This window comes from Micromonospora sp. NPDC048868 (assembly GCF_043198195.1).
GTDB lineage: Bacteria > Actinomycetota > Actinomycetes > Mycobacteriales > Micromonosporaceae > Micromonospora > Micromonospora reichwaldensis.
Genome location: NZ_JBICUN010000028.1, coordinates 1 through 23490 on the forward strand (window position 1 = coordinate 1; position 23490 = coordinate 23490).

The following is a 23490-nucleotide window of genomic DNA, read 5'->3' on the forward strand; positions in this document are numbered from 1 at the left end:
GGTGTGGCCCACCGTGCCCGGCTCCGGGCGGTCAGGCTTGATCCCTGCGCCGGGCACGGCGGGCCACACCCCGTCGGTGCGTACTCTCGCGTCCGTCCGGCTCCTGTCGGAGATCTTGGTAGGAAACGGCCCCTCCAGGGGCCATTTCCTACCAAGATCTGCACCGGCGCCTTCGGTCAACCGGTGTCCGAGGCGGCCTCGGTGACTCAAGTGACCCAAGTGACTCAACGATCAGGCTTATTCGGCTCACCCGGGTCCACTCGCCTCATCCGGCTAGCTGGGCCAGCTTGGATGAGCCGGGTGAGCGGGTGAGCTAGGAACCGCTGAGCCGTGCGGCCCGAGTGCGACCCGGTGTCCGGTTTCGTGGTGGCTGTCCGGTGGGGTTGAGCCGGTAGATCGTCAGCGGGTTGCGTGACGTGTCGGGTGAGCGGTTTGTGGGTGTGACCGGGGGCATCGTGGGGGCGGAATCGTGGCGGGGGCGGGGTCGTTACACCCTGCGTACGGCCGAGTAAGGCCACGCCGCCGAGGTCATGTCGCCCTGATGGGATGGCGGGCCCGGGGGCTGGAATGATGGCGGGCCGCCGGTCGTTACACATGGTCAGGCCGACGCGAGGGCCACCCTCCCCGCCCCGCACGCGAGGGCACCCCCCCCGCCACGACAGCCCCGGCCCCGATCTTCGGCCCGCACGGGTCGGGCATCCGGCCGGCACGGCCGATCTGATCTTCCCTCTGGTCTTTCCTCCGGTGGTTCGACGCCGGAGATCCTCTCCAGTTCCGCTGGAGATCCCCCTTGAGTTCGCATGAGCGCCGACGGTGCTTGCACCCGCGTGAAGCCGATCCCCCTTCGGCGTGTGGGTGCCAACCCCCGAATGGAGCGTTTCTGATGAACACGATCATCCGTAAGAGCGTTCTCGGTATTGCTGGTCTCGCGTTCGCCGGTGGCGTGTTTGCCGGTCCCGCGACCGCGCACGCGGCCCCGTCGGTGGAGTCCACGCCGGTGGCGGTGGCCGTGCAGGCCGACAAGCCGTCGGTCGACAAGGCCAAGCTGATCCCGCACGGTGTGCAGGGCACGCAGTCGCACGTCGACCTGTCCGACGAGCAGGTGGCGAACGTGAAGGCGATCATCGCGGCGACGAAGAAGGCCGGCATGGACGAGCGCGCCGCCGTCGTGTCGATCGCCACCGCACTGCAGGAGTCGAAGCTGGAGAACCTGGGTCATCTGGGTGACCGCAACGACCACGACTCGCAGGGCCTGTTCCAGCAGCGCCCCTCCTCCGGGTGGGGCACGGTCGAGCAGATCACCGACCCCGAGTACTCGACGATGGCGTTTCTGAAGGGTCTGAAGCAGGTCGACGGGTGGCAGGACATGCCGCTGACGAAGGCCGCGCAGACGGTGCAGGTGTCGGCGTACCCCGACCACTACGCCCAGTGGGAGCAGCAGGCCGCCGACCTGGTCGCCGAGCACTGGAACAGCTGACAGCAGTAGCCGAATCGCCGATGGCCGGCACCCCACCTCGGGGTGCCGGCCAGCGGCGTCTGCGGCGGGTGGGCCCCTTCAGCGGGGAGACCCGGACGATCACGGCGGTGGCGTTGTCGTCGCCGCCGGCGTCCAGGGTGCCATGGAGCAGGTCCCGCACCGCCTCCTGCGGTCGCGGTGCCGCGAGGAGTTCCGGCATCAGGTGATGGTCGACCTGGTCGCTGACGCCGTCGGTGCAGAGCAGCCAGACGTCGCCGGGGCGCAGCGACACCGCGAGCAGGTCCGCCTCCGGCTCCGGCGCGTGGAAGTTCCAAAATTCCCGCGTGACCCACGTCACCCCAGGTCGCGCCTCGTTGGGCAGGGCATGGACGTCTTCTCCCGAACGTTCCTCCCGGCCGCCTCCGAGGCCGGGCTGGCGGTGCAGACCGCCAGCCGGCACATGCCGGTCTTCCGGCGCTGCGTCGGCTCCGGCGACGCCACCATCCTCGTCACCCGGTGCGCCCGGCCGGACCGCCCGATGGCCGGCGAGTACCTGCTCCTGCTTACCCACCGACGGCTGGTGGTCACCCAGCAGACCCGCGTGCTGCACCGGCTGCGCCTGCACCTCAACACGGAACTGCGCGAGCTCAGCAACGTCACCTGGAGCCCCGACCCGCGCCTGCACTCGGTCGAGCTGGCCGCCACCGCGATCGACGGGATCCGCGAGCGGTTCCTCATCCGCACCCGCCACCCGAAGCAGGTGTGGCAGCTCGACGCGCTGCTCAACCACGCCTTCCGGACCCGGCTGCGGACGCCCCGGGAGCGGCTCGTCGCCACCATCGGCGAGGCGGCGCCGGTCGCGCGGCCCGTCGCCTTCCGGCCCGCCGTGGTGCGCTGACCGTCTTCTTACCGAATCCGAACATCCGCTGACCCGCGCGGCGGCACCGGGTCGGCAATCATGGGCCGGTGACCGTCGACGCCGCGCCTCGCGGGCTCGTCCTCGTGGTGGAGGACGAGCCGGCCATCGCCGACCTGGTCCGGCTCTACCTGACCCGGGACGGCTTCGGCGTACACCTGGAACGGGACGGGGCGGCCGGGCTGGCCGCCGCCCGCCGCCTGCGCCCGGTGGCCTGCGTCCTCGACATCGCGCTGCCCGCCATGACCGGCACCGAGGTCTGCCGCCGCCTGCGCGAGGCCGGCGACTGGACGCCGGTCATCTTCCTCACCGCCCGCGACGACGAGGTGGACCGCGTCGTCGGCCTGGAGCTGGGGGCGGACGACTACGTCACCAAGCCGTTCAGCCCCCGCGAACTGGTCGCCCGGGTGCGGGCGGTGCTGCGGCGCACCGCCGGGACGCCCGAGGGCACGGGCCTGCCCCGGGTCGTCGGCGCGGTGGCCCTCGACCCGACCCGCCGGACGGTGACGGTCGCGGGCACCCCGGTCCAGCTCACCTCCACCGAGTTCGACCTGCTGGCGCACCTGATGGCCCGGCCGGGGCGGGTCTTCACCAGGGAGGAGCTGCTCGCCGGGGTCTGGGGGTACGCGGCGCACGCCGGCACCCGGACGGTCGACGTGCACGTCGCACAGGTCCGGGCGAAGCTGGGCGCGGCCGGCGTGATCCGCACCCACCGGGGCGTCGGGTACTCCGCCGATGGCTGAGCCGACCGTCGCGCCGCCGCCTCGGCACCGTCCCGGCCGGACGCTGACCTCCCGCGCGGTGCTGGTCACCTGCGCGGTCGCCCTGGTCTCGGTGCTGGTCACCGCGATCGTCGCGGTGCCCCTGGCGGTACGCGGCGTGGAGCGGCACGACCGGGAGGCGTTGGCCGCCCAGGCCCGGCTCGCGGCCGAGGTGCTGCGCCCCAGGCTGGAGACCGGGCGGACCACCGACGAGGAGCGCATCGTCCGGCAGCTGAACGCCCAGGGCGTCGACGCGTACCTCGTCCGGGGCGGGGCGGCCGAGCGCCCCGGCCTGCCGCCACGGGTGGTGCGGCGCGTCGCCGAGGGGCGCAACGTGTCGACCCGCCGCGTGATCGACGGGCGGCGCACGCTGATCGAGGGGCGGGCCCTGCCCGGCGGCAACGGGGTGGTGCTGACCCGGGCCCGGCCCGCCGCGCCGTGGCGGCAGGTGGTGCCCAGCCTCTGGCTGCCGCTGCTGGCCGGGCTCGCCGCCGGGGTGGCCGCCGGACTGCTGCTCGCCCGCCGGCTGGCCCGACCGATCCGGCGCGCCGCCGACGCCGCCGCCCGGCTGCGCGCCGGGGACCGGGCGGTACGCGTGCCGGTGGAGCCGCCCGACGAGGTGGCCGACCTGGCGTACGCGCTGAACGGGCTGGCCGCCGCGCTGGCCACGAGCGAGGGCCGGCAACGGGAGTTCCTGCTCTCCGTCTCGCACGAGCTGCGCACGCCGTTGACCGCGATCCGGGGCTACGCCGAGGCACTGGCCGACGGGGTGATCGGGCCGGCGGACGCGGCCGGCGCCGGTCGTACCGTGCTCGCGGAGGCGCGGCACCTGGACCGTCTGGTCAGCGACCTGCTGGCGCTGGCCCGGCTGGAGGCCGCCGACTTCCCGCTCGAACCGGTGCCGGTGGACCTCGCCCGGCTGGCCGCCGACGCGGGCCGGACCTGGGCCGACCGGTGCGCGGCGGTGGGGGTGCCGTTCCGCGCGGAGATCCCGGACGCGCCGGTGCCGGTCCACACCGATCCGGGCCGGATCCGGCAGGTGGTGGACGGGCTGCTGGAGAACGCGCTGCGGGTCGTACCGCCGGGGGCGCCGATCGTGCTCGCGGTCCGGGCGGCCGGCGCGGACCCGCTGGCGGGCGGCGTCGTCGAGGTCCGCGACGGCGGACCGGGCCTCACCGACGACGACCTGGCGGTCGCCTTCGAGCGCGGCGCCCTGCACCAGCGCTACCGGGGGGTGCGCAAGGTCGGCAGCGGGTTGGGGCTGGCGCTCGCCGCCGGCCTGGTCCGCCGGCTCGGCGGAGACGTCGCGGCCGGGCACGCGCCGGAGGGCGGCGCCGCGTTCACCGTCCGGCTGCCCCCGGATCCTTACCGGACCCGAACATCGCTCTGACCCTCCGCTCGCCGGTGGGCGGGAGGCTGGGGTTCCACGGACGAGAGGGAGACCCATGGCACGTTGGGGAATCGCCACCACCACGCTGCTCGCGGCCGTCGCGCTCGGCGTCGGCGGATGCGGCGCTGCCGGACCGGCCGGTGAGCCGGCCCGGGAGACCGCCGTCGAGGTCGCCGCGGCGCTGGGCGCGGAGGGCCAGGCGCTGGCCGCGCTGGGCTTCGACGCCGGTGACCTGGACGTCGAGCCGCTGGCCGCACCCGCCTCGCCGCAGGCGTCGCCGGGCGCGGCCGGGGAGAAGCGGCGGGAACGCGCCGAGGAGCGCCGCGAGCGCCGGCAGGCCCGGGTGCTGCTGCGGCGGGACGCCCTGCACGGCGAGGCCGTGGTGCGGACGAAGGACGGCGGTACGCGGACCGTCGCCGTGCAGCGGGGCGAGGTGACCGCCGTCGACGGCGACTCGATGACCGTGAAGTCCGCCGACGGCTTCACCATGACCTGGACCTTCGGCGACAAGCTGCGCGTCGTGGAGCGTCGCACGACGATCCGCTCCGCCGACGTGAAGGTCGGCACGACGGTTGGCGTGGCCGGTGCCAAGGAGGGTGACGGCGGGGTCGCCCGCCTGGTCGTCGTGCCGGCCCGGCAGAAGTAGGTGTGCATTGGCCCGTCGGTGACGGCGGGCCACCCCACGCCGGCCGGCGCGGGCGGTGCCACCCGGGAGGGCGGCACCGCTCACGCGGTCGGACTCAGTAGACGCGGGAGCCGATGAAGTCGTCGTGCCCGTAGCCGACCGGGTTGGCGAAGTTGCGGGACTCGAAGGACCACTGCTGGCGGCTGCTGGTGGAGCAGGCGGTCAGGCGCAGCCGGGGGGTGCCCAGCAGCGGGTTGTCGAACGCCAGGCAGAGGTTGGCGTTGCCGGCCGCCTTGATCTGGTTGCCGGCCAGCACGAACTTCTGGTTGGTGCCGCCGTGGCAGTCGTGGATGTTCACCGCCGTGCCGGCGCTCAGCGACCCGCCCGAGACGTCCAGGCAGCGGTCGTGGGAGAGCTCCGAGTGCAGCGACTGGCGGGTCGGGTCGTACCAGAAGCCCTGGTTGCGCCCGCCGTGACAGCCGTACGACTGCTGGGGGGTGCCGTTGCGCGAGTCGTAGCCCTTGCCGTCGACGCAGGTGTCGGTGGCGGCGTTGCGGAGCTGCTTGAACTCGAACAGCCCGTTGAAGAGCACGCCGTTGCCGGTGCTGGCCGGGTCGACACAGGTGGCGCGCTGCTGCCCGGAGTTGAAGAACTGGGTGACGCACTGGGCGAACATGCCGTGTCCCCGGTAGTTCGGGTGGAACGACTGCCGTGCCGCGTTCTCGTCCCAGACGCCGATCTCGATGTGCAGCCCGCGTACCGAGGTGCTGTCGGTGCACACCTCGTGGCCGTGGAAGAGCCGGCTGGCGTCCAGGTAGCGGGTGCCGGTGTTGGCCGCCGCCGCGCGCAGCGACTTCTCGAACAGCGGCACCGCCTTGTTCCGCCCGAACGCGGAGTCGGCCAGGTAGGTCAAGCAACCGCCGGCGTACCAGCCGGGGAAGTTCGGGTTGTCCTCCACGTCGGGGCCGAAGGGGCTCGGGTACGACATGAGCACCAGCTCGTAGTCGGTCTGCAGGTAGCCGGCCCCGGTCATGGTCCGCCGGATGTCGGTGAGCGCGTCCTGGACCGCCCGCCGGCTGCCGTCGGTGCGGACGGTCCACTGGTCGGTGTAGGTGGGGTAGCACGCGCCCTGGAGGAGGACCCGGCTGACGGCGCAGTCGGTGGCGACCGGACCGAACTGGATCGTGCCCTCGCCGTTGGCGCCGACCACCACCCAGATCAGCTTGATGTGCGTGTTACGCGCCTTGATGGCGAGGTGGTCGCCCTGGTTCAGCTCGTTGTGCTGGGTCGGCCCGCCCCGGATGAGGTTCCACGGGGTCGCCCCGGAGCAGGCGATGTTGTACTTCTCGTTGGCGGTGATCCCGGTGCGGAACACCGCCTGGTCGTACGAGCGGTCGCACCAGTTGCCGGGCTGGTGGGTGCCGGGGACGTAGTTGCCGACTCCCTCACCGGAGATCTGGCTGTCGCCCATGGTGATCAGCGCGGTGCGGCGCTGCTCGATGGGGCGGACGGCGGGCGTGCCGTAGAGCGCGGTGGCCTCGGCGGCGCGGATCGTCTCCAGGTTGGCGGGGAGCGGCTGGACGGCCGGACGGTCGGCCGCGGTGGCGGGGGAGGCCGTTCCGGCGAGCATCGGCAGGACGAGAGCGGCGGCGGCGACGACGGTGAGGGCCCGTCGTCGGGTCGCGCGTTCGCGCCTGGTGGAGGAACCAAGCATCGACGCACTCCTTTCGGGCTCGATCGCGGGACGTCGATCGAGTTACCAGAAGGTAGCGTCGGCTTCGAGGTATGTGAATGCGTCTCGTAATCGTTGCGCGCAGAGTGCAGAACAGGGCGATCCGGTCGAATCGCGCGGCGGCCGGCTTCCCGGCGGGTCAGCTCCCCGGCGGGAGGGCGTAGCCCACGTAGCCCCGGAACTGCACGTGCCAGCCCGCCGGCACCAGCGCCGTGCACGCCGGCCGGCTGCCCGTGCAGACGATGGCGTCCACCGAGGCCGGGTCGGCCGGCGGGCGCCCCGGCAGCACCGACTGGAGCGCCACCAGCTCCGGCGGGCGCCCGTCGCTGTCGCGCAGCAGCAGCCACCAGGGGTACTCCCAGTTGTCGTTCTGCTGCACCAGGCCGATCCGGCGGGCGTCCGTCGCGCGTACCGCCCCGGCGGCCCAGCGGAACTCCTCCGCCCACTGGGGACGCCGCAGGAACCGGGTGTCCCATTCGGAGGTGGTGAAGACCGAGCCCGCCCCGACCAGCCGGCGCGGGAAGCCGTACGACACCGCCAGCACCCCGGCCAGCGCGCACCCGGCCAGCACGCTCACCGCGAGCCCGGCCGCCACCGCCCGCCGGCCACCCGCGCCGCCGGCCCGGCGCCGGAACAGCGCGTCCAGCCAGAGCCCCGCCAGCGGTACGGCCAGCGCCAGCGCGTAGAGCAGCAGGCGGTTGCCCCACGGCTGCCACTTGATCATGGCGGTGTGCAGCAGCACGGCCGCCACCACGACCACCGCGTACGCGCGCAGCGGACCCGCCTGCGCCGGGGCGACCCGACCGGGCCGGGCCAGCGCGTACGCCGCCCCGATCGCCGCCAGCGCCCCGGCCGGCGGGAAGGCCACCCGGTCCTCGTCCGGGTACCACGACGGCACCGGGAACCGTTCCCGCCCGAAGGTGGTGGCCCGGTCCTGCGGGTCCACCCCGATGATCCTGGCGGCGCCGACGATCGCCTCGGCACCCGCCCGGCGCAGCGGCGCGAGCGGCGTGTCGAACGCGGTGTGCGCGATCCGCAGCGCGTTGACCAGCAGCGACGGCGGGTCGTGCCGCTCCATCGGAATGGACTCGCGCAGCCGGGGCGGCCCGAGCGGATGCCCGAACTCGGCGGTCACCCGGGCCAGGAACGGCCCGACCACCACCACCGCCACCAGCAGGATCAGCGCCGACCCGGCGACCGTCCGACGCACCTGCCGCCGCGACCGGACGCGACCGGTCCGGGACGCGTCGGTGCCCCGGTCGGGCCGCCCGGCGCGGTCCGGCGCGCCACCGGTCCGGGCCAGCCGGAGCTGGGCCAGCCCCCAGAGCAGCAGCAGCGGCCCGACCGCGACCAGGCCGCTGGTCTTGGTCAGCGCGGTCAGCCCGGTGGCCGCCCCCAGCGCCAGCACCGCCCCGGCCCCGGCGCGCCGGCGCAGCCCGTCCAGCGCCACCGTGGCCGCGCAGGCCACCCAGGCGGCGCAGACCAGGTCCGTCTGGGTGCTGGTCGCCTGGAGCGCCACCATCGGGGTGGTGGCGAGCACGAACGCGGTCAGCAGTTGGGCCCGCCGTCCCCCGCCGAGCTGCGCGGTGATCCGGGTGGCCGCCAGCAGTACGCCGACACCGGCCGCCCACTGCACCAGGTGGTGCAGCGCGTCCCCGCCGGTGAACAGGCGCAGGTGCAGCAGCAGGTACTCGGCCCCGGGCGGGATGGTCACCTGCCGGTGGATGGCGGTGGGCCAGAAGTCCAGGCCGCCCTGCGCCACCCAGTGCTCGACCTTCGGCAGGTGGTAGGTCTGCGAGTCGAAGTTGTTCGGCTCGGCCAGCAGGGCGATCAGCAACTCGACCAGCAGCAGCCCGCCGACCGTGCCGGCGAGCAGCCGCTCGCCCCGACCCGCCGTACGCCAGGCGTCAGCCAGCCGGGTCCACCAGCCGGCGGGGCGGGGTGCGACGCGGCGTGCGGCGGCCGGCGGCGGCGGAGGGGGCGGGGCGCCGACGGCCGGGCCGGCCGTCGCGCCGACCAGCGCGGGTTCGGGCGCGGCGACGACCTCGATCGCGCGGTGCGCGGCGGCGACCACGGCCGTGCCGCGCGCTTCGTCCCGGCGGCGTCGCCAGCCGACGGCGGCGAGCGCGCCGGCGAGGAACGTCAGCCAGGCCACGGCGAACGCCGGCAGGGTGAGCAGCCGCAGCGCGCCCAGCAGTTCCACCGTGAGCACCGCGAACGCCCCGGTCACCAGAGCCGCCCGGACCAGCGCGAGGCGCCGCCCCGCCACGGTCCCGGCCGCGACCGGACGGAGCGCGACGGCGAGCAGTCCGATCGCGGCGACCGGCGCCAGAGCGAGCGGGTAGCCGACTGCCGACATGGCGGCAGTAAACACCATGAACCTGAGGTCGCCGCGCCCAATGCCCGCAGTGCTGAGCACCGCGTCGTCAACCGCCAGGCTAGGCTAGGGCCGACATATCGTCGCCACCGTGGAGATTCCCGTGAAGCTCTCGATCCTCATGCCGGTCTACAACGAGGAAGAACGCATCGCGGATGCCCTCAAGCAGGCATTGGCGGTCGACTACCCGTGTGAGATCGAGCTGGTCGTGGTCGACGACGGCAGCCGGGACGGCACCGGTGAGATCCTCGGTCGGGCCGACGACGCGCGCCTGCGGGTCATCACCCACCAGCGTAACGCCGGCAAGGGCGCCGCCATCAAGACGGCTGTCGACAACGCCGAGGGCGACTACATGGTCATTCTCGACGCCGACCTGGAATACGACCCGCTGGACATCCCGAAGCTGCTCGACCCGGTGCTCGACGGGCGGGCCACGGTGGTCTACGGCAACCGCACCTTCGGCAGCCACAGCGCCTACAGCTTCTGGTACGTGATGGGCAACAAGGGCGTCACGATGGCGGCGAACGTCCTGTTCAACTCCTACATCGGCGACCTGGAGACCTGCTTCAAGCTGATGCCGGTCGCGCTCTACCGCTCGCTCGACATCCGCTCGCGTGGATTCGGCATGGAGGCCGAGGTCACCGGCAAGCTGCTGCGCCAGCGCATCCGCCCCTACGAGGTCCCGATCAGCTACCGCGCGCGGGGCCGCGAAGAGGGCAAGAAGATCACCTGGAAGGACGGCGTCGAGGCGATCTGGATCCTGGGCCGCGAGCGCACCCGCCGCCGCCCCCTCGGCGCCCCGACCCGCTGACCCCTCCCGCCCTCCCGCGCCGCCCCCCGCCGCCGCCGGCCTCCACGCCGCCGCGGCCGGCGTGACTCAGCGGGCGGCGTGACTCAGCGGCCGGCCGGTACCGGCGCCGCGTCCAGGAAGTTGGCGACCGAACGGCGCAGCCCGGTGGCGTCCAGCCCGTGCCAGCGGGTGTGGTCCTCGGCCGAGCCGTAGCGGCGCAGCTCCTCCCGTCCCACGCCGAGCGCCAGCAGCCGGTGCGGCCGGTCGGCCAGGGCCGCCGACACCACCCGGGCCGACGTACCGGCCAGGTAGGGCTCCACCAGGATCACCGCGTCGCCGGCCAGCGCCCGCAGCCCCGCCGTGTCGAACGGCCGCGGCCGGTGGGTGTAGGCCACCGTCACGCCCAGGTCGGCCACCGCCGCCACCGCCGCGTCCAGCACCGGCCCCACCGCGACCAGCAGCGGTGCGCCCGGCCCCGCGTCCCGGATCACCCGCAGCGCGCCGTCGCCGCCGTACGGACGGGCGTTGTGCAGCGTCGACAGTCGCAGGTACGCCGAGCCGTCGGCGGCCACCGCGTCCCGCAGCAGCGCCGGCACCTCGTCGGGGTGACCGGGAACGTGCACGGTCCAGCCGTGCAGGGTGTCGATCAGCGAGACGTCGGCCGGCGACAGGTGGGTCCGGCCGGCGGCCGCCCGGTCGTACGACGCGCCGATGCTGACCAGCACCGCCCCCACGCCCTGGTGGTCCAGGTCGAGCTTGAGCTGCTCGTACGCCCGCTCGACGAGGAACGGGGCGTAGCTGTGCGCGATCGGCCGCAGCCCGGTCAGGGCGAGCCCGCCGGCCACGCCCACCAGCAGTTGTTCCCGGATCCCGACGTTGAGCACCCGGTCCGGGTGCCGGTACGCGGCCGGCTCGAACGCGGCGGCGGAGATGTCGGCCAGCACCAGGGCCGTACGCGGATCCTCCGCCAGCAGCGCGGTGGTGGTCTCGATGAAGCGGTCCCGCACTGTCACTCCCCCTGGTCGACGACCGCGACGACGACGTGCGGCCGGTGGTTGTCGTGCCCGGTCAGGGCGGTGTGCAGGGCGTCGTGGTCGTGCCCGTCGACGGTGGTGGCGGTCCAGCCGTTGACGGTGAACCGGGCCGCGGCGCCGCCCGCCCAGCCGTGCGTGGCGGAGCCGTTGTCGACCACGATCGCGGTCAGGCTGCCCAGCCCGGTCGCCCCCGCGTACGCGATCGCCTCGTGGTTGGAGCCCTCGTCCAACTCCGCGTCGCCGAGCAGCACGTGCACCCGGGGCGTCAGCAGGCCCTGGGCGCGCAGCCCGAGCGCGGTGCCCACGCCGAGCCCGAGCCCGTGGCCCAGCGAGCCGGAGCCGATCTCCACCCCGGGCACCAGCACCCGGTCGGGGTGGTCGCCGAGCCGGCTGGCGGGCCCGCCCTGGTCGTCGAGCCAGTCGGCGGGAACGAACCCCTTCGCGGCGAGTACGGCGTAGTAGCCGGCCACGGCGTGGCCCTTGGAGAGCAGGAACCGGTCCCGCCCGGGGTCGTCCACGGTCGCCGGGGTGACCCGGAGGACCCGGTCGTAGAGCACCCAGAGCACGTCGACGGTGGAGCGGACGTTCGCGCCGAACTCCCGGTCCGCGCGCACCCGCTCGTACAGCGGCGCGACGGGTCCCGGCAGCGGCGGGGCGCCCGGGCGGCGGGGTGGCGCGGCGGTGGGGTCACGGGGTGGCGCGGCGGTCGGGGCCGGACCCGCGCTGGCGGTGGTCGTGGTCATGCCGCTAGCCTGCAAGTTGAAGTCCACTTCAACTCAAGGCGACGTGATGCACGAGTCTCTGACCATCGGCCAGCTCTCCGTCCGCAGCGGCGTGGCGCCCTCGGCGCTGCGCTACTACGAGCGGCTCGGGCTGATCCGGGCGGAGCGGACGGGCGGCAACCAGCGCCGCTACGCCCGCACCGAGCTGCGCCGGGTGGCGTTCGTCCGGATATCCCAGCAGGTCGGCATCTCGCTGGAGGAGATCCGGGAAGCGCTGGACTCCCTGCCCGCGTCCCGCACGCCGAGCGCGGAGGACTGGGCGCGGCTCTCCGCGACCTGGCGGGAGCGGCTCAACGAGAAGATCCGGCTGATGACCAAGCTCCGCGACGACCTCGACGGCTGCATCGGCTGCGGCTGCCTGTCCCTGCAACGCTGCACGCTCTACAACCCCGGCGACTCGCTCGCCGGCGAGGGCCCCGGCGCCCGCCTGGTGCTCCCCCGCGAGGTCGCGGACCCGACGCCGGCGTCCTGACCCGCCGGGGCGGACCGCGCGTCAGCCGGTCGTCAGCAGCACCTTGCCGACGTGGTCGTTGGTCTCGACCAGCCGGTGCGCCTGCGCCGCCTCCGTCATCGGCACCCGCCGGTCCACGACCGGCCGGACCGCCCCCGACTCGACCAGCGGCCACACCTGCTCGCGTACGCCGCGCACGATCTCCGCCTTCTCCTCCAGCGGCCGGGACCGCAGCGCGGTGGCCGCGATCGTGCCCCGCTTGGCGAGCAGCGCCCCGAGATCCAGCTCGCCCTTGCGGCCACCCTGCATGCCGATCACCACCAGCCGGCCGCCCGTGGCCAGCGCCGCCACGTTCCGGGGCAGGTAGGCGGCGCCCATGATGTCGAGGATGACGTCGGCGCCCCGGCCGTCGGTGACCCGCCGGACCTCCTCGACGAAGTCCTGCTCCCGGTAGTCGATCATGTGCGCCGCCCCCAGCTCACGCAGCCGCTCGTGCTTCGCTGCGCGGGCGGTGACCGCCACGGTCGCGCCCAGCGCCACCGCGAGCTGGATCGCGAAGGTGCCGATGCCGCTGCCGCCGCCGTGCAGCAGCAGCGTCTCGCCCCTGCCGAGCCGGGCCACCTGCACCACGTTCGACCAGACCGTGCAGGCGACCTCGGGCAGCGCCGCCGCGTCGACCAGGTCGACGCCGGCCGGCACCGGCAGGAGTTGCCCGGCCGGCACCGCGACCCGCTCCGCGTAGCCGCCGCCGGCCAGCAGCGCGCAGACCTCCCGGCCCACCTCCCAGCCGGCCACGTCGGGCCCGATCGCGCTGATCACCCCGGAGCACTCCAACCCGGGGTACGCGGGCGCGCCCGGCGGCGGCGGGTAGTGCCCCTGCCGTTGCAGCAGGTCGGCCCGGTTGACCGCGCTGGCCCGCACGTCGATGACCACCTCGCCCGGGCCGGGCTCGGGATCGGGCACCTCGCTCCAGAGCAGTGCGTCGGGTCCGCCGGGCTCCGGGACAGTCATCGCGCGCATGTTCCGTGTCTACCCCACCCGCCCGTCGGTCCACGCCCGGGCCAGGATCTCGTCCACCGTCCGCGCCGGGGTCAGCGCCGAAGTGTCCAGCCAGAGCCCGATCCGGGGCGTCTGTGCCCGGAAGTCCGCGTCCAGGTCGGCGACCGGCCAGTCCCCGTACCCCTTCTTGTCGCGCGCCTCCTCGCGGGCGGCGACGGCCTCGGGGCTCGGCGCGAGCACCACGACCGCCAACGGCCGGTGCCGGATCCGGTCGACCATCGCCGGCAGCTCCGCCCCGAGGACCACGTCCTGGAGCAGCACGGTGAAGCCGGCGGCGGCGTACCGGTCCGCCGCCGACGCGGCGAGGTCGTAGCGCAGCCGCAGCTGCCGCCACGCCTCCGGCGACGGCTCGGCGGTCATCTCCTCCCGGCCGCTGACCACCATCCGCCGGAAGACGTCGCCGCGCAGGTGCACCGCGCGGGGCAGCCGCCGGGCCAACGCCTCGGCCACAGTGGACTTTCCGGCCGCCATGATTCCGCTGATCAGCACCACCGAGGGGCTCTCCCACACGCCGTCGATCATGCCAGCGCGGGTGCGGTGCCCGCTCGCCCGCAGCGGGTCCGTGGCAGACTAGGCACGTCGCGCACCCTCGGGCGCGCGGCCCGGGAGGGTTCGCCTAGTGGCCGATGGCGCTGGTCTTGAAAACCGGTAAGGCAGCGATGTCTTCGTGGGTTCGAATCCCACACCCTCCGCTTCCTTTGACTCGGAACATGATCGGGTCGACGAACTGGACGCTGGCATCCCGGGTCACGTGGAGCAGGTCACCGCTCTTGGGCGCATCACCGGCAACCTCCCACCCGAGACCTGGAGCTGGGTGGTAGCGGTCGCCGTCTGGTTCGCAGGGTGGTACCTCGGGCCCACCTTATTGATCTCTCGTTCGAACCAGTTGTCGCGGCGCGGCGCTCTGCGTGGCTGCTCGTAGCGGGTTGCGGCCGGCCACGGATCCGTCGCCGAATGTACTAGCGTCGAAGGAATGAAGAACCGCGCTGCGAGGTACGAGCCACTGACGGTGGCACGCCTGGGTGCCCTGCTCGTCGGATCCGAAGAGACACGGCGGTGGCGGTTGGTGGCGGAGTTCCTTGAGGAGTACCGCTGGGAGCCGACCGAGACGCGCGCCGGTCTGCTGGACCAGGAACCAGCTCCTACCGGCGATGAGCACTGGGACGTGTTTCTCGCCGCTTTGACGGAGCACTTGGCCGCCAAGGACGGGCGGGGTGCGCCGTCGTGGGTCGAGACGCGGTCGCTGCGGCGGTTCTGGTTCCCCTTCAACACCCGGGCCGCCCGGGTCGACGCGGTGGTACACGCGCCGGCAGCATTCCGTCGTCGGGGCGTGTACGTGTCGGCGCAGGAGTTGAACGTCGCGTGAGCCTCGATGATCCACTATTGGACCGCGCGGCGATCGAGGATGCCTTCCGCCGGCTCGGGGACCGGCTATCGAGGCGAGGAGTGGTTGCGGACCTCTACATCTTCGGCGGGGCGGCCATGGCTTTGGCCTACGACGCCCGACGGGCTACCCGTGACATCGACGCGGTGTTCCAACCCCATGGCATCGTGCTCGACGAGGCTCGTGCGGTAGCCGATGAACTCGGCCTGCCGCGCTGGTGGCTCAACGAACAGGCGAGTGCCTATGTCGCTCCGGGAGGCGACGCGACGGCTCCGCGCGTCTTCGACCACCCCGGCCTGCGGGTGGCGGCGGCGTCTCCGGAACATCTGCTGGCCATGAAGGTGCTCGCCGCTCGAAGGCGGGACGCTGAGGACATCCGCTTCCTGGTCGACCACCTTAGGCTGACCGACACGGAGCAGGTCCTCGCTCTGTGCGCGGAAATCTTCCCGGAGGAGGAAGTCCCCGGCCGGGCAAGACTCGTGCTCGACGACGTCTTCGACGACTCGTAACTTCGTCACCGGGCTTGCAGGGTCGTAATGGGAACTGTGCGAAACGCAACGGCAATGGCTCACCGGGCGATCGTGGCGGTGTGGTTCGCATGGCGGTGCCCCCGGCCCGCCGCTGATCCGCCGGTGTATCGGACTTCGTTGCATACAAGTCCGTGATCTGTGACATGGGTTGGGGGTGCGTGTCTGTAAACAGCAATGGCGAGGGCTCCATGACACGCAAACCACACGATCAGTGACATGGCGCTTCGTTACCAGGGTCAGCAGCGGAGGTAGGTGCCGCACAGCGGCGGCGCGTCGACGCGGCAGACCTTCCAGCCGCCGCCGAAGCCGCCCTCCTCCGTGGTGTGGAAGCGCCACCGGTGGGTGGCGCCGGTGAAGGTGACGCTCCCCGTGGAGTCGACCTCCGTGAACCGGAGGTCCACCATCGCCGAGACCGTGCCGTCCGGGTCGGTCTGCCAGTTGGTCGCCTCGACCCGTACGCCGAACGTGACCTGCGATTCGACCTGCTTGCGCAGGTCGCGGGCCTGGCGGAACAGCTCGTCCCGATTGTCGCCGCACAGGCACCGGTTGATGTCGGGGTTCTCGTCCGGCTGAAAGACCGCCAGGAGGTACGCCTCGGCCGCCGCAGCGGGCGTCTTCTCGCCCCGCCCTGCCTCGATCGCCCTCGTCACCGCCTGCCTGACGGGCGCACCGATGCAGGCAATCGCGAAGGCGACGGCGGCGGCGATCGTCGCCCGGCGACGCCACTGCCGAGCGGTGATGGGCATCTCGATCACCGGGCGAGACTACGTGCCCGAGCGACGACGGGCGGGGTCACGAGCCGGGCACCTGTCACACGACGGCCAACGGGCGTACGGGCGAGCCCGTGCCGCCGACGATCGGCAGCGGGGCGAGGACGAACAGGAACTCGCTCACGCCGGCCTCCGCCAGCGAGTCCAGCCGCAGGTGCTCGACGATGTAGATGCCGGCCTCCACCAGCAGCAGCCGGTGGACCGGCAGCGCCCGGAACCCGGCGCCGGGCGGGATCTGCTCGTAGGCGGTGGTGTCCGCGCCCGTCAGGGCGACCCCGTGCTCCGCGAGCCAGGCCGCGCCGGAGGGGTCGACGCCGGGCACGCCCGTGTCGAGACCGAGGTAGGCCGCCGGATCCGACCAGTGCCGGGACCAGCCGGTACGCACCAGCGCCACGTCGCCCTCGGCCAGCCGCACACCCGTACGCCGCAGGCACCGTTCGAGGTCGTCGGCGGTCACGCCGTACCCGCCGGGAAGGACGTCGACTCCGTGGGCCGAGGCGACGTCCAGCAGCACCCCCCGCCGGACGAGCGGCGGAATGGTCTCGGCGCCGTGTACGCGGAACCGGCCACCCGACTGCGCCTCGGCGGCGTCGTGGCCGCCGTGCAGCAGCCCGTCCTGCGAGATGTGCGACAGCGCGTCGACGTGGGTCCCGACGTGCCCGCCGGTGACGATGAGCTCGCCGGCCGACGAGCCGCCGTCGGCACGCACCACGTCGCCGTGCCGACGGAGCAGGGCCAGGCGGAACCCGGGATGGTTCGGCGCGCAGGGCATCCCCTCCTCGAACGGCTGGCTGAGGTCGTGGATGGTGACGCCCGCGGCGATGGCGTCCAGGAGTGCGGTCATGGCGGTGATCCTGTCTCTGCGGGGATGACGGATGCGTACCGGGCCGAATCCGGGGACGGGTCTCGGGTGATGATTCCCCGTAATGGCTCCGCCACGTGTCCGGCACGGGTCACGCGACGAAATCGGGATTGCCACGGCCGATGTCGTCGCCGTCGCGTGTGAAGCGGGACCAGCCGACGGCCGGTCACTGTACTCGGCGACCCCGGACCGGTCGACCCCTGAAATGTTCGACACTTAACGTGTCCGCAATCAATACCGCGAGTTCGCCCCTGCCCGCCAAGCCGCTCGTGCCGTACACTCGCAGCCGATTCAATAACGAGTCGGGCGAAGGGGTGCGGTTCACGGTGCGACACGACAACTCGGACTGCAATTTCGCGGAATTGAACGCGCCGCTGGTGGCCGCGCTTCAGGCCGAGCCGGCGCGGTCCGCGCTCGTCGCGGCAGCGCCGTCGGTACGGCGCTTCATGGACGATCTCGGTGCCACCCGGATGCGGTTCATCCCCTATCCGCTGGTCATCGACCGGGACGAGTTCGACCGGATGGCGGCGGCGGCCTGCGCCATGATCGAGGCGCAGACGACGGTGATCCGCGAGTTCCTCCGGTCGGGGCCTCCCGAGAAACTGTTGACGGAATTCGGCCTGCCCGCCGAGATCGCGCCCTTCGTCAATTGGGAACAACTTGATTCCGTCGAGCAGGTCTTCGCCCGCGTCGACGTGCTGCCGACCCCGTCCGGATACCAGTTCTGTGAATTCAACATCGACTCGTCGATTTCCGGATTCGAGTTCCACGACTGCTATCAGGTGATGGGTGAGGCGGTCGACATTCCGTGGCTCGCCGGCACGCCGCGGCCCGAGGAACAGATCGCGGACGTCGTCATCAGGGCTTTCCACCAGGGCAGTTTCGACCGGGTGGTGGTGTGTGACTGGTCGAGCCGCATCGGGGTCGGCTACTTCGGCTTCGAGTTGCTGACCGAGACGCTGCGCCGGCGCCTGCCCGACGTGCCGGTCGAGCTGGTCTTCCACGCCGACTATCCGGAGCGGTGGCTCGATCCGGCGGCCGGAAAGCGCACCCTGGTCTATCGCGGCTTCATGCACGAGGACATGGACGACGACTACGACTTCATCACCCGGCTGGTCGGCAGCGGCGCCTCCGTGATCAACCTCTTCGAGGCCGAGATCCGCACGCACAAGCGCTGGATGGCGATGTTCTGGGAGGAGCGCTTCGCCAGCCTGCTGCCCGAAGGCGTGCGCGACATGGTCGCCCGCTACGTGCCCCACACCGTCTCGGTGACTCCGGAGAACCGTGACCGCCTGCTGGCGGACCGCGCCAAGTACGTGTTCAAGTTCGGGCACTCGTCCGGCGGGCACGACGTCATGCTCGGGGCCGACCACGACGCGGACACGATCGCCGCCCGGCTGGCCGAACGCGGCCCCGACGGCTGGCTCGCCCAGCGCCGCGTGCAGCTCGCCGAGTGCCGGTTCGCCCCCGAGGCCGATGCCGAGCCGGTGCCCCACCACGTGGTGCTCGGGCTCTACGTGCTCGGCGGCGAGTGCTCCGGCATGAACATCCGCGCCGACCGGGGCTCGGCCGTGGTCAACATCCACCAGTCGGCGGCCAGTGGCTGGGCCATCCCCATGGACGCCGACGAACGGCGACAGCTCATCGAGCGCGTGCAGGCGATCGGGCCGGCGGCCCGCGAACGACACTGACACCAGTTGGAGGCACGATGGAAATTCCCCTGTACCAGGTCGACGCGTTCACCGACCGGGTGTTCTTCGGCAATCCGGCCGCGGTCTGCCCCCTGGACGAGTGGCTCAGCGACGAGGTGATGCAGGCGATCGGCCTGGAGAACAACCTCGCGGAGACCGCGTTCATCATCGACCGGGGCGACAGCTTCGCGCTGCGCTGGTTCACGCCGTCGATGGAGGTCGACCTGTGCGGGCACGCCACGCTCGCCGCCGCCCACGTGGTGCTGCACCACCTGCGGCCCGAGTGGGACGAGGTCACCTTCCACTCCAACACGGGTCCCCTCGTGGTCAGCCGTACGCCTGAGGGGCAGTTCTCGATGTCCTTCCCCGCGTTGCCGCGCGAGCGGGTCGACCCGCCGGAGGCCCTGCTCGCAGGGCTGTCGATCGCGCCCACCGCGGTCTACGGGGGCATGGACTACATGGCGGTCTACGACAACGAGGAGGACCTGCGCGCGATCGAACCCGACCAGCGGATGCTCGGGACCCTCGACCGGCGCGGGGTGGTCGTGACGGCCCCCGGCGTCTCCTCCGACTTCGTCGCCCGCTTCTTCGGCCCCAAGCTGTCGATCCCGGAGGACCAGTTCACCGGGTCGTCCCACTGCATGCTGGTCCCCTACTGGGCGGAGGTGCTGGGCAGGACCAGCCTGACGTCCCGTCAGTTCTCTCCCCGGCTCGGCAAGACGCTGACCATCCACGCCAACTGCGAGCTGCGCGGCGACCGGGTCGTCCTGGGCGGGTCGACGCGCCAGTATCTCGCCGGCGTCATCACGCTGGACGACGACGAGGTCGCTCGACTCAGTCGCTGAGCTGCCGTGCCTCCGGCCGTGCCCCGTCGCCCGCCGCCCCTTCGGGCTGCGACTCCGGGGCCGGCTCGGGCCCGGACTCGGGCTCGGTGGGCATCTCCACCACCCGCCGCAGCGGCGAGAAGTACAGCGGGACGATGGAGACGAGTTCGCCGGCGACCGCGAGCGCGAGGGTCTGGCGGACGCCGATGACGTTCGCGACGAGCCCCGCGACCGACGCGCCCAGCGGGATCACGCCCCAGACCAGGAACCGCATCGTCGCGCTCAACCGGGCCTGCATGCCCGGCGCGCACAGCGCCTGCCGGACCGACAGTTGCAGGATGTTGGAGACGACGATGCATCCCGAGGCGATGCCGTAGCCCACGGCGGCGACGATCAGCCAGGTGCCGCTGCGCGCGAACGGCAGCGGAATCGAGGCGATCCCCGCCAGCACGCACGCGGCGAGGACGGTCGTCCCGACGCCGAAGCGCCGGGACAGCCGCACCGCCAGGAGGGCACCGAGGGTCGCGCCGGCACCGGCGCCGGAGAAGATGATCCCGATGTACGCCGACGGCAGCCGCAGCACCGACGCCAGCAGCAGCAGGAACATGGTGGTGGTCGCGATGTTGCAGAAGTTGTACGTCGAGCTGCGGATCGCCATGACCCGGAACATCGGCACCCGCAGCACGTAGGCGATGCCGTCGCGCACGTCCCGGACAAGCGTGGTGTTGCGTGCCGTCGGGACCGCCGCCGCCCCGGTCACCCGGATCCGGCTGAGCAGCACGGTGGCGATGCCGAAGCAGACGGCCGTGGCGCCGAGGACGTACGACGACGTGGCCAGCGCCATCAGGAAGCCGGCGATGGCCGGGCCGGTGATCTCCGCCAGCGAGAGGGTGAACTCCACCCGCGAGTTGGCGCCGGGCAGCAGCTGCCGGTCGACGATCCGCGGCAGGACGCTCTGGTAGGAGATCCCCAGGAAGACCGTGCACAGGCTCCCCGCGAACATCAACGCGTACAGCGCGGGCATGGTGAGGTTGCCGGCCAGCGCCAGCGCCGCGACGACCCCGAACACGGCCGTACGGCCCAGGCTGGAGAACACCAGGACCCGTTCCCCGCGCCGGCGGTCGATCCACGCGCCGGCCGGTAGCCCGAGGAGCAGGAAGCCCAGGAACTCGCAGGTCACCAGGAAACCGACCTGCGCCGGTGTGGCGTTCAGGGTCTTCACGGCGAACAGCGGAATGACGACCGTCGCCACCTCGAAGCCGAACTGGCTGACGGTCTCGGCGCTCCACAGCAGGCGGAAGTTCTTCTTCAGGGTGATCTCCTACCCGTGACCGGCGGCGATGTTCAGGCCCCCGGGTGCAGCAGCACCGGTGCCAGCAGGACGTTCGAGATGCCTCGGACCACGGTCCCCGGCACCGTGGTCAGGCGGCAGGTGAAGCCGGTGTGCCCACCGGGCCCGTAGTGCATCCCCCACACCGCGTACCAGTCCCGTTCCGTGACGCCGTCGGTGTCGAAGCCCGGCTCCGCCCGCTGGACGACCCTCCGCTGCAGGATGTGGCGACCGCTCCCGGCCGCCGAGGCGAGCGCCGCCCGCCACGTCTCGTCGTCGACCGTCCAGCCGGCCACCGTGCCCTCGCCGCGGGCCAGGGTGGTGGGCTTCAGGATGGTGTCCGCCCGGCCACCGACGAAGCCGGTCAGGTCGGTGGCCGCGTCGACGTGGGTCGTCTCGGGCAGGATGCGCCGCAACGCGGCGCGTTCGCCGTCGGTCAGCGTGTCCTGCACCTCGGGGAGCCACACCAGGGCGAGGCACGCCTTGCTGTTGTACATGTCGTGCACCGGCGAGGTGGCCATCGGCGGCAGGGCGGAGCCCGGCTCCGGATGCAGCCGCTGCCAGGCCGCCACGGGGTCCGGCTCCTCCGCGAGTTCCGTCAGGTTGAACAACCGCAGCAGGTGGGTCACCCCGGCGACGTGGCCGGCGACGCTGCCGTCCGGCTCGTGCAGGTCCGCGACCTCCGCCAGGCGGGTCCGCAGGGGACGATCGGAGTACGCCTCCAGGCACTCGCCCAGGGGACGCCAGTCGCCGGCCCACTCCGCGAGCGCGCCGGTCGCCTCGACCATCAGCACCTCCGCCTGCCCGGGCGCCTCGGCGTCGTGCCCCGTGCGCGGGGTCTCCACGGTGCGCAGCAGGTCGAGCAGGGCGGTGATGGGGTCGAGGTGGCGCAGTCCGTGCCGCTCGGCGAAGGGCCGGAAGGCCGGCTCCGCCATGACGGCGGGGAGCCAGGCGGTGCGTTCGGCACCGCCGACGGCGGGGCTCAGGCCCAGCTCCAGGACCTTGAACCCGGTCCCGTCGTGGATCAGGTCGGCGCGGCCGTACGGCACCAGGGCGGGCAGGTCGGTGCCGGCCAACAGCGGGCGCAGCACCTCCGGCACGTCGGTCAGTGCGCCGAACGCGGCCGTGCTGCCACCCGCGAGCAGGTGCGGCAGCCGCCCCACGACGTCGAGCAGCACCGTGAAGTCGGCGTAGAACGACGTGAGCTCCCGCTCGTCGACGAACATCACCCGGTGGAAGCTCTGTGCCTCGATGTCGGGCCCCAGCACCCGTCCGGCGGTGCGCGCCGGCAGGTCCGGTGGCAGCTCACCGTCGCGTACCGCCCGCAGGTAGTCCGTCGCCGGGTCCTGGGACGCCGACCGGTGCGGCGCGCTCATGCGGCTGCCTCCCGCGTGGCGGCGGCCCGCCGGCGGGCGCGTGCGGTGCCGCCGACGGTCAGCCGTGGCGTGCGCTGGTCAGGCCGACAAGAACAGGGCACCCGCTGCCTCCAGTTCGCGAATCTGGCGGTAGTCATCCGAGATCGTCTCCGGGCTCTCGTGGACCAGGAAGACCAGGCCCGGGGTCGTGTACGAGTTGACGGTGACCTGCAACGGGTCGCCGGTCTCCAGGTAGGTGTCGACGGTGTGGAAGGACGGCAGCCCGCGCAGCAGGGGCAGGTCGTAGCCGGCGAGGGTCCCCGAGTGGCGGGACAGCAACTGCACCATGGCGGCGTGCCGGCGGAGCACGGGACGCCAGCCCTCGCGGACCCGGGCGGCGAAGCGGTCCGGGGCCACGATCGTCTCGGCCACCAACTGCACCGCGTTGGTGCCCGTCGCCTCGGTCAGTTGCGAGATGTCGATCGAGCCCATGAACCGGGCGCCGGTCTCGACGAGCACCGGCTCACCGGCGATCATCATGACCTCCGTGTGCGCCGTCCCCTCGCGGATGTCCAGGGCGTCGAGCACGGTCCCGACGAAGCCGTGCAGTTGCTCGAAGACGGCATCGCGGGGATCGACGAGCCGTTCCAGGTCGTAGAGCGCCGTACCGCCCTCGTGGCGCTTCCTGGTGTGCCAGATGTCCGAGACGACGTACCCGCCCCCCGCCGACACGGTGTTGACGGCGTACTCGTCGCCGGTCATGAACGGCTGGACGAGGAGTTCCCCGATGGGGTCGCCGAACACGTCGGGTGCGCCCAGCCAGCTCTTGAACGCGGTGTCGAGGTCCGCCTCGGAGCGGCACCGCAGGAAGCCGAAGCTGCCGGAACTGGCTCGGGGCTTGACGACGGCGTCGCCGAGCCAACCTCCCGCGCGCAGCCACTCCGCCGCCTCGTCGCGGGAGGCGGTGCTCAGGTGCGGGATGACGGCGACGCCCCCGGCCGCCGCGGCGCGTGCCATGTGGTGCTTGTCGCGGCGGCACCGGGTGGTCGCCGGATCGTTGCCGGGCACGCCGAGGGCCCTGGCCAACTGGTCAGCCAGCTCGACCCCGGTCTCGGCGCCGGCCACCACGCTGCGCGCGCGCAGGCCCGCCCGGTCCAGCCGGTCGACGATGGTGCCGACGTCGCCGTCGTGAAGGTAGGTGTCGAGATAGGCGTGGTCGACGCCGGTGCGCAGGAGGAACTGCGGCAGGTCCGGGTCGCTCTGCACGTGCACCGCGCCGAAGCCGTAACCGGCGAGGGCCGGCGCGAGCGCGTTGGCCGTCGAGTACCCGTCCACGACGACACAGACTTGGCTGGCGTGTCGCATGATCCG

General features: G+C 72.8%; 22 protein-coding genes and 1 tRNA gene. 12 read left to right on the forward strand and 11 right to left on the reverse strand.

Annotated features, from left to right (window positions below):
• Window positions 1-883 precede the first annotated feature (883 nt).
• The 5 genes from ACGFNF_RS28655 to ACGFNF_RS28675 all read left to right on the forward strand — a co-directional run bounded on the left by ACGFNF_RS28655 (window position 884) and on the right by ACGFNF_RS28675 (window position 5169).
• Entirely contained in the window at window positions 884-1477 is a 594-nt protein-coding gene (locus ACGFNF_RS28655) for a hypothetical protein (RefSeq protein WP_393171918.1), read from the forward strand.
• A gap of 364 nt (window positions 1478-1841) precedes the next feature.
• Window positions 1842-2354, forward strand: a complete 513-nt coding sequence (locus tag ACGFNF_RS28660) for a hypothetical protein (RefSeq protein WP_393171920.1) — start codon at window positions 1842-1844, stop codon at window positions 2352-2354.
• 68 nt (window positions 2355-2422) lie between these two features.
• Entirely contained in the window at window positions 2423-3115 is a 693-nt protein-coding gene (locus tag ACGFNF_RS28665) for a response regulator (RefSeq protein ID WP_393171922.1), read from the forward strand.
• A complete protein-coding gene (locus ACGFNF_RS28670) occupies window positions 3108-4523 on the forward strand; it encodes a HAMP domain-containing sensor histidine kinase (RefSeq protein WP_357578415.1) in 1416 nt (471 codons plus the stop codon). The genes ACGFNF_RS28665 and ACGFNF_RS28670 overlap by 8 nt, the downstream gene beginning before the upstream one ends.
• A 55-nt stretch (window positions 4524-4578) precedes the next feature.
• The gene (locus ACGFNF_RS28675) at window positions 4579-5169 is read left to right on the forward strand and encodes a hypothetical protein (protein ID WP_393171924.1); all 591 of its coding nucleotides are present in this window, start codon (window positions 4579-4581) and stop codon (window positions 5167-5169) included.
• A 94-nt stretch (window positions 5170-5263) separates the two neighbouring features.
• On the opposite strand, the gene ACGFNF_RS28680 is transcribed toward ACGFNF_RS28675, so the two are convergent.
• Together ACGFNF_RS28680 and ACGFNF_RS28685 are read right to left on the reverse strand one after the other, a co-directional pair.
• Window positions 5264-6862 (reverse strand): ricin-type beta-trefoil lectin domain protein, encoded by a 1599-nt coding sequence (locus tag ACGFNF_RS28680; protein WP_393171926.1) that lies wholly within the window; start codon window positions 6860-6862, stop codon window positions 5264-5266.
• 157 nt (window positions 6863-7019) lie between these two features.
• Window positions 7020-9239, reverse strand: coding sequence for a hypothetical protein (locus tag ACGFNF_RS28685; protein WP_393171928.1), 2220 nt, complete (start codon window positions 9237-9239; stop codon window positions 7020-7022).
• Window positions 9240-9360: 121 nt separating this feature from the next.
• On the opposite strand from ACGFNF_RS28685, the gene ACGFNF_RS28690 reads away from it, so the two are divergent.
• Window positions 9361-10068, forward strand: coding sequence for a glycosyltransferase family 2 protein (locus ACGFNF_RS28690; protein ID WP_311410093.1), 708 nt, complete (start codon window positions 9361-9363; stop codon window positions 10066-10068).
• 83 nt (window positions 10069-10151) lie between these two features.
• Here ACGFNF_RS28690 and ACGFNF_RS28695 read toward each other — a convergent pair whose 3' ends face one another.
• Window positions 10152-11054, reverse strand: coding sequence for a transketolase family protein (locus ACGFNF_RS28695; protein ID WP_393171930.1), 903 nt, complete (start codon window positions 11052-11054; stop codon window positions 10152-10154).
• 2 nt (window positions 11055-11056) lie between these two features.
• Window positions 11057-11824 (reverse strand): transketolase, encoded by a 768-nt coding sequence (locus ACGFNF_RS28700; protein WP_393171932.1) that lies wholly within the window; start codon window positions 11822-11824, stop codon window positions 11057-11059.
• 46 nt (window positions 11825-11870) lie between these two features.
• On the opposite strand from ACGFNF_RS28700, the gene soxR reads away from it, so the two are divergent.
• Window positions 11871-12335, forward strand: coding sequence for a redox-sensitive transcriptional activator SoxR (gene soxR / locus ACGFNF_RS28705; protein ID WP_393171934.1), 465 nt, complete (start codon window positions 11871-11873; stop codon window positions 12333-12335).
• Between the two features lie 21 nt (window positions 12336-12356).
• Here the strand turns inward: soxR and ACGFNF_RS28710 are convergent, their stop codons facing one another.
• The gene (locus tag ACGFNF_RS28710; protein WP_393171936.1) at window positions 12357-13334 is read right to left on the reverse strand and encodes an NAD(P)H-quinone oxidoreductase; all 978 of its coding nucleotides are present in this window, start codon (window positions 13332-13334) and stop codon (window positions 12357-12359) included.
• Window positions 13335-13343: 9 nt separating this feature from the next.
• Window positions 13344-13895 (reverse strand): AAA family ATPase, encoded by a 552-nt coding sequence (locus tag ACGFNF_RS28715; RefSeq protein ID WP_393171938.1) that lies wholly within the window; start codon window positions 13893-13895, stop codon window positions 13344-13346.
• Between the two features lie 83 nt (window positions 13896-13978).
• On the opposite strand from ACGFNF_RS28715, the gene ACGFNF_RS28720 reads away from it, so the two are divergent.
• The 3 genes from ACGFNF_RS28720 (at window position 13979) to ACGFNF_RS28730 (ending at window position 15266) form a co-directional block, all read left to right on the forward strand.
• Window positions 13979-14065: transfer RNA gene (locus ACGFNF_RS28720), tRNA-Ser, on the forward strand.
• 281 nt (window positions 14066-14346) lie between these two features.
• On the forward strand, window positions 14347-14739 hold the full coding sequence (locus tag ACGFNF_RS28725; RefSeq protein ID WP_393171940.1) for a hypothetical protein: 393 nt from the start codon (window positions 14347-14349) through the stop codon (window positions 14737-14739).
• Window positions 14736-15266, forward strand: coding sequence for a DUF6036 family nucleotidyltransferase (locus ACGFNF_RS28730; RefSeq protein ID WP_393171942.1), 531 nt, complete (start codon window positions 14736-14738; stop codon window positions 15264-15266). The genes ACGFNF_RS28725 and ACGFNF_RS28730 overlap by 4 nt, the downstream gene beginning before the upstream one ends.
• 257 nt (window positions 15267-15523) lie before the next feature.
• On the opposite strand, the gene ACGFNF_RS28735 is transcribed toward ACGFNF_RS28730, so the two are convergent.
• A complete protein-coding gene (locus ACGFNF_RS28735) occupies window positions 15524-16042 on the reverse strand; it encodes a hypothetical protein (RefSeq protein WP_393171944.1) in 519 nt (172 codons plus the stop codon).
• A 55-nt stretch (window positions 16043-16097) separates the two neighbouring features.
• Window positions 16098-16901 carry a cyclase family protein gene (locus ACGFNF_RS28740; RefSeq protein WP_393171946.1) on the reverse strand — a complete coding sequence of 268 codons (804 nt, stop codon included), beginning with the start codon at window positions 16899-16901 and terminating at the stop codon, window positions 16098-16100.
• A 239-nt stretch (window positions 16902-17140) separates the two neighbouring features.
• Between ACGFNF_RS28740 and ACGFNF_RS28745 the strand changes: the two genes are divergently transcribed.
• Together ACGFNF_RS28745 and ACGFNF_RS28750 are read left to right on the forward strand one after the other, a co-directional pair.
• The gene (locus ACGFNF_RS28745) at window positions 17141-18610 is read left to right on the forward strand and encodes a hypothetical protein (protein WP_393171948.1); all 1470 of its coding nucleotides are present in this window, start codon (window positions 17141-17143) and stop codon (window positions 18608-18610) included.
• A 17-nt stretch (window positions 18611-18627) separates the two neighbouring features.
• The gene (locus ACGFNF_RS28750) at window positions 18628-19455 is read left to right on the forward strand and encodes a PhzF family phenazine biosynthesis protein (protein WP_357578427.1); all 828 of its coding nucleotides are present in this window, start codon (window positions 18628-18630) and stop codon (window positions 19453-19455) included.
• Here ACGFNF_RS28750 and ACGFNF_RS28755 read toward each other — a convergent pair.
• The 3 genes from ACGFNF_RS28755 to ACGFNF_RS28765 all read right to left on the reverse strand — a co-directional run bounded on the left by ACGFNF_RS28755 (window position 19445) and on the right by ACGFNF_RS28765 (window position 23484).
• Window positions 19445-20752, reverse strand: coding sequence for an MFS transporter (locus ACGFNF_RS28755; protein WP_393172005.1), 1308 nt, complete (start codon window positions 20750-20752; stop codon window positions 19445-19447). The genes ACGFNF_RS28750 and ACGFNF_RS28755 overlap by 11 nt on opposite strands.
• Before the next feature lie 26 nt (window positions 20753-20778).
• Window positions 20779-22140 (reverse strand): hypothetical protein, encoded by a 1362-nt coding sequence (locus ACGFNF_RS28760; RefSeq protein ID WP_393171950.1) that lies wholly within the window; start codon window positions 22138-22140, stop codon window positions 20779-20781.
• 78 nt (window positions 22141-22218) lie between these two features.
• Window positions 22219-23484, reverse strand: a complete 1266-nt coding sequence (locus ACGFNF_RS28765; protein ID WP_393171952.1) for a hypothetical protein — start codon at window positions 23482-23484, stop codon at window positions 22219-22221.
• Between the last annotated feature and the right edge of the window lie 6 nt (window positions 23485-23490).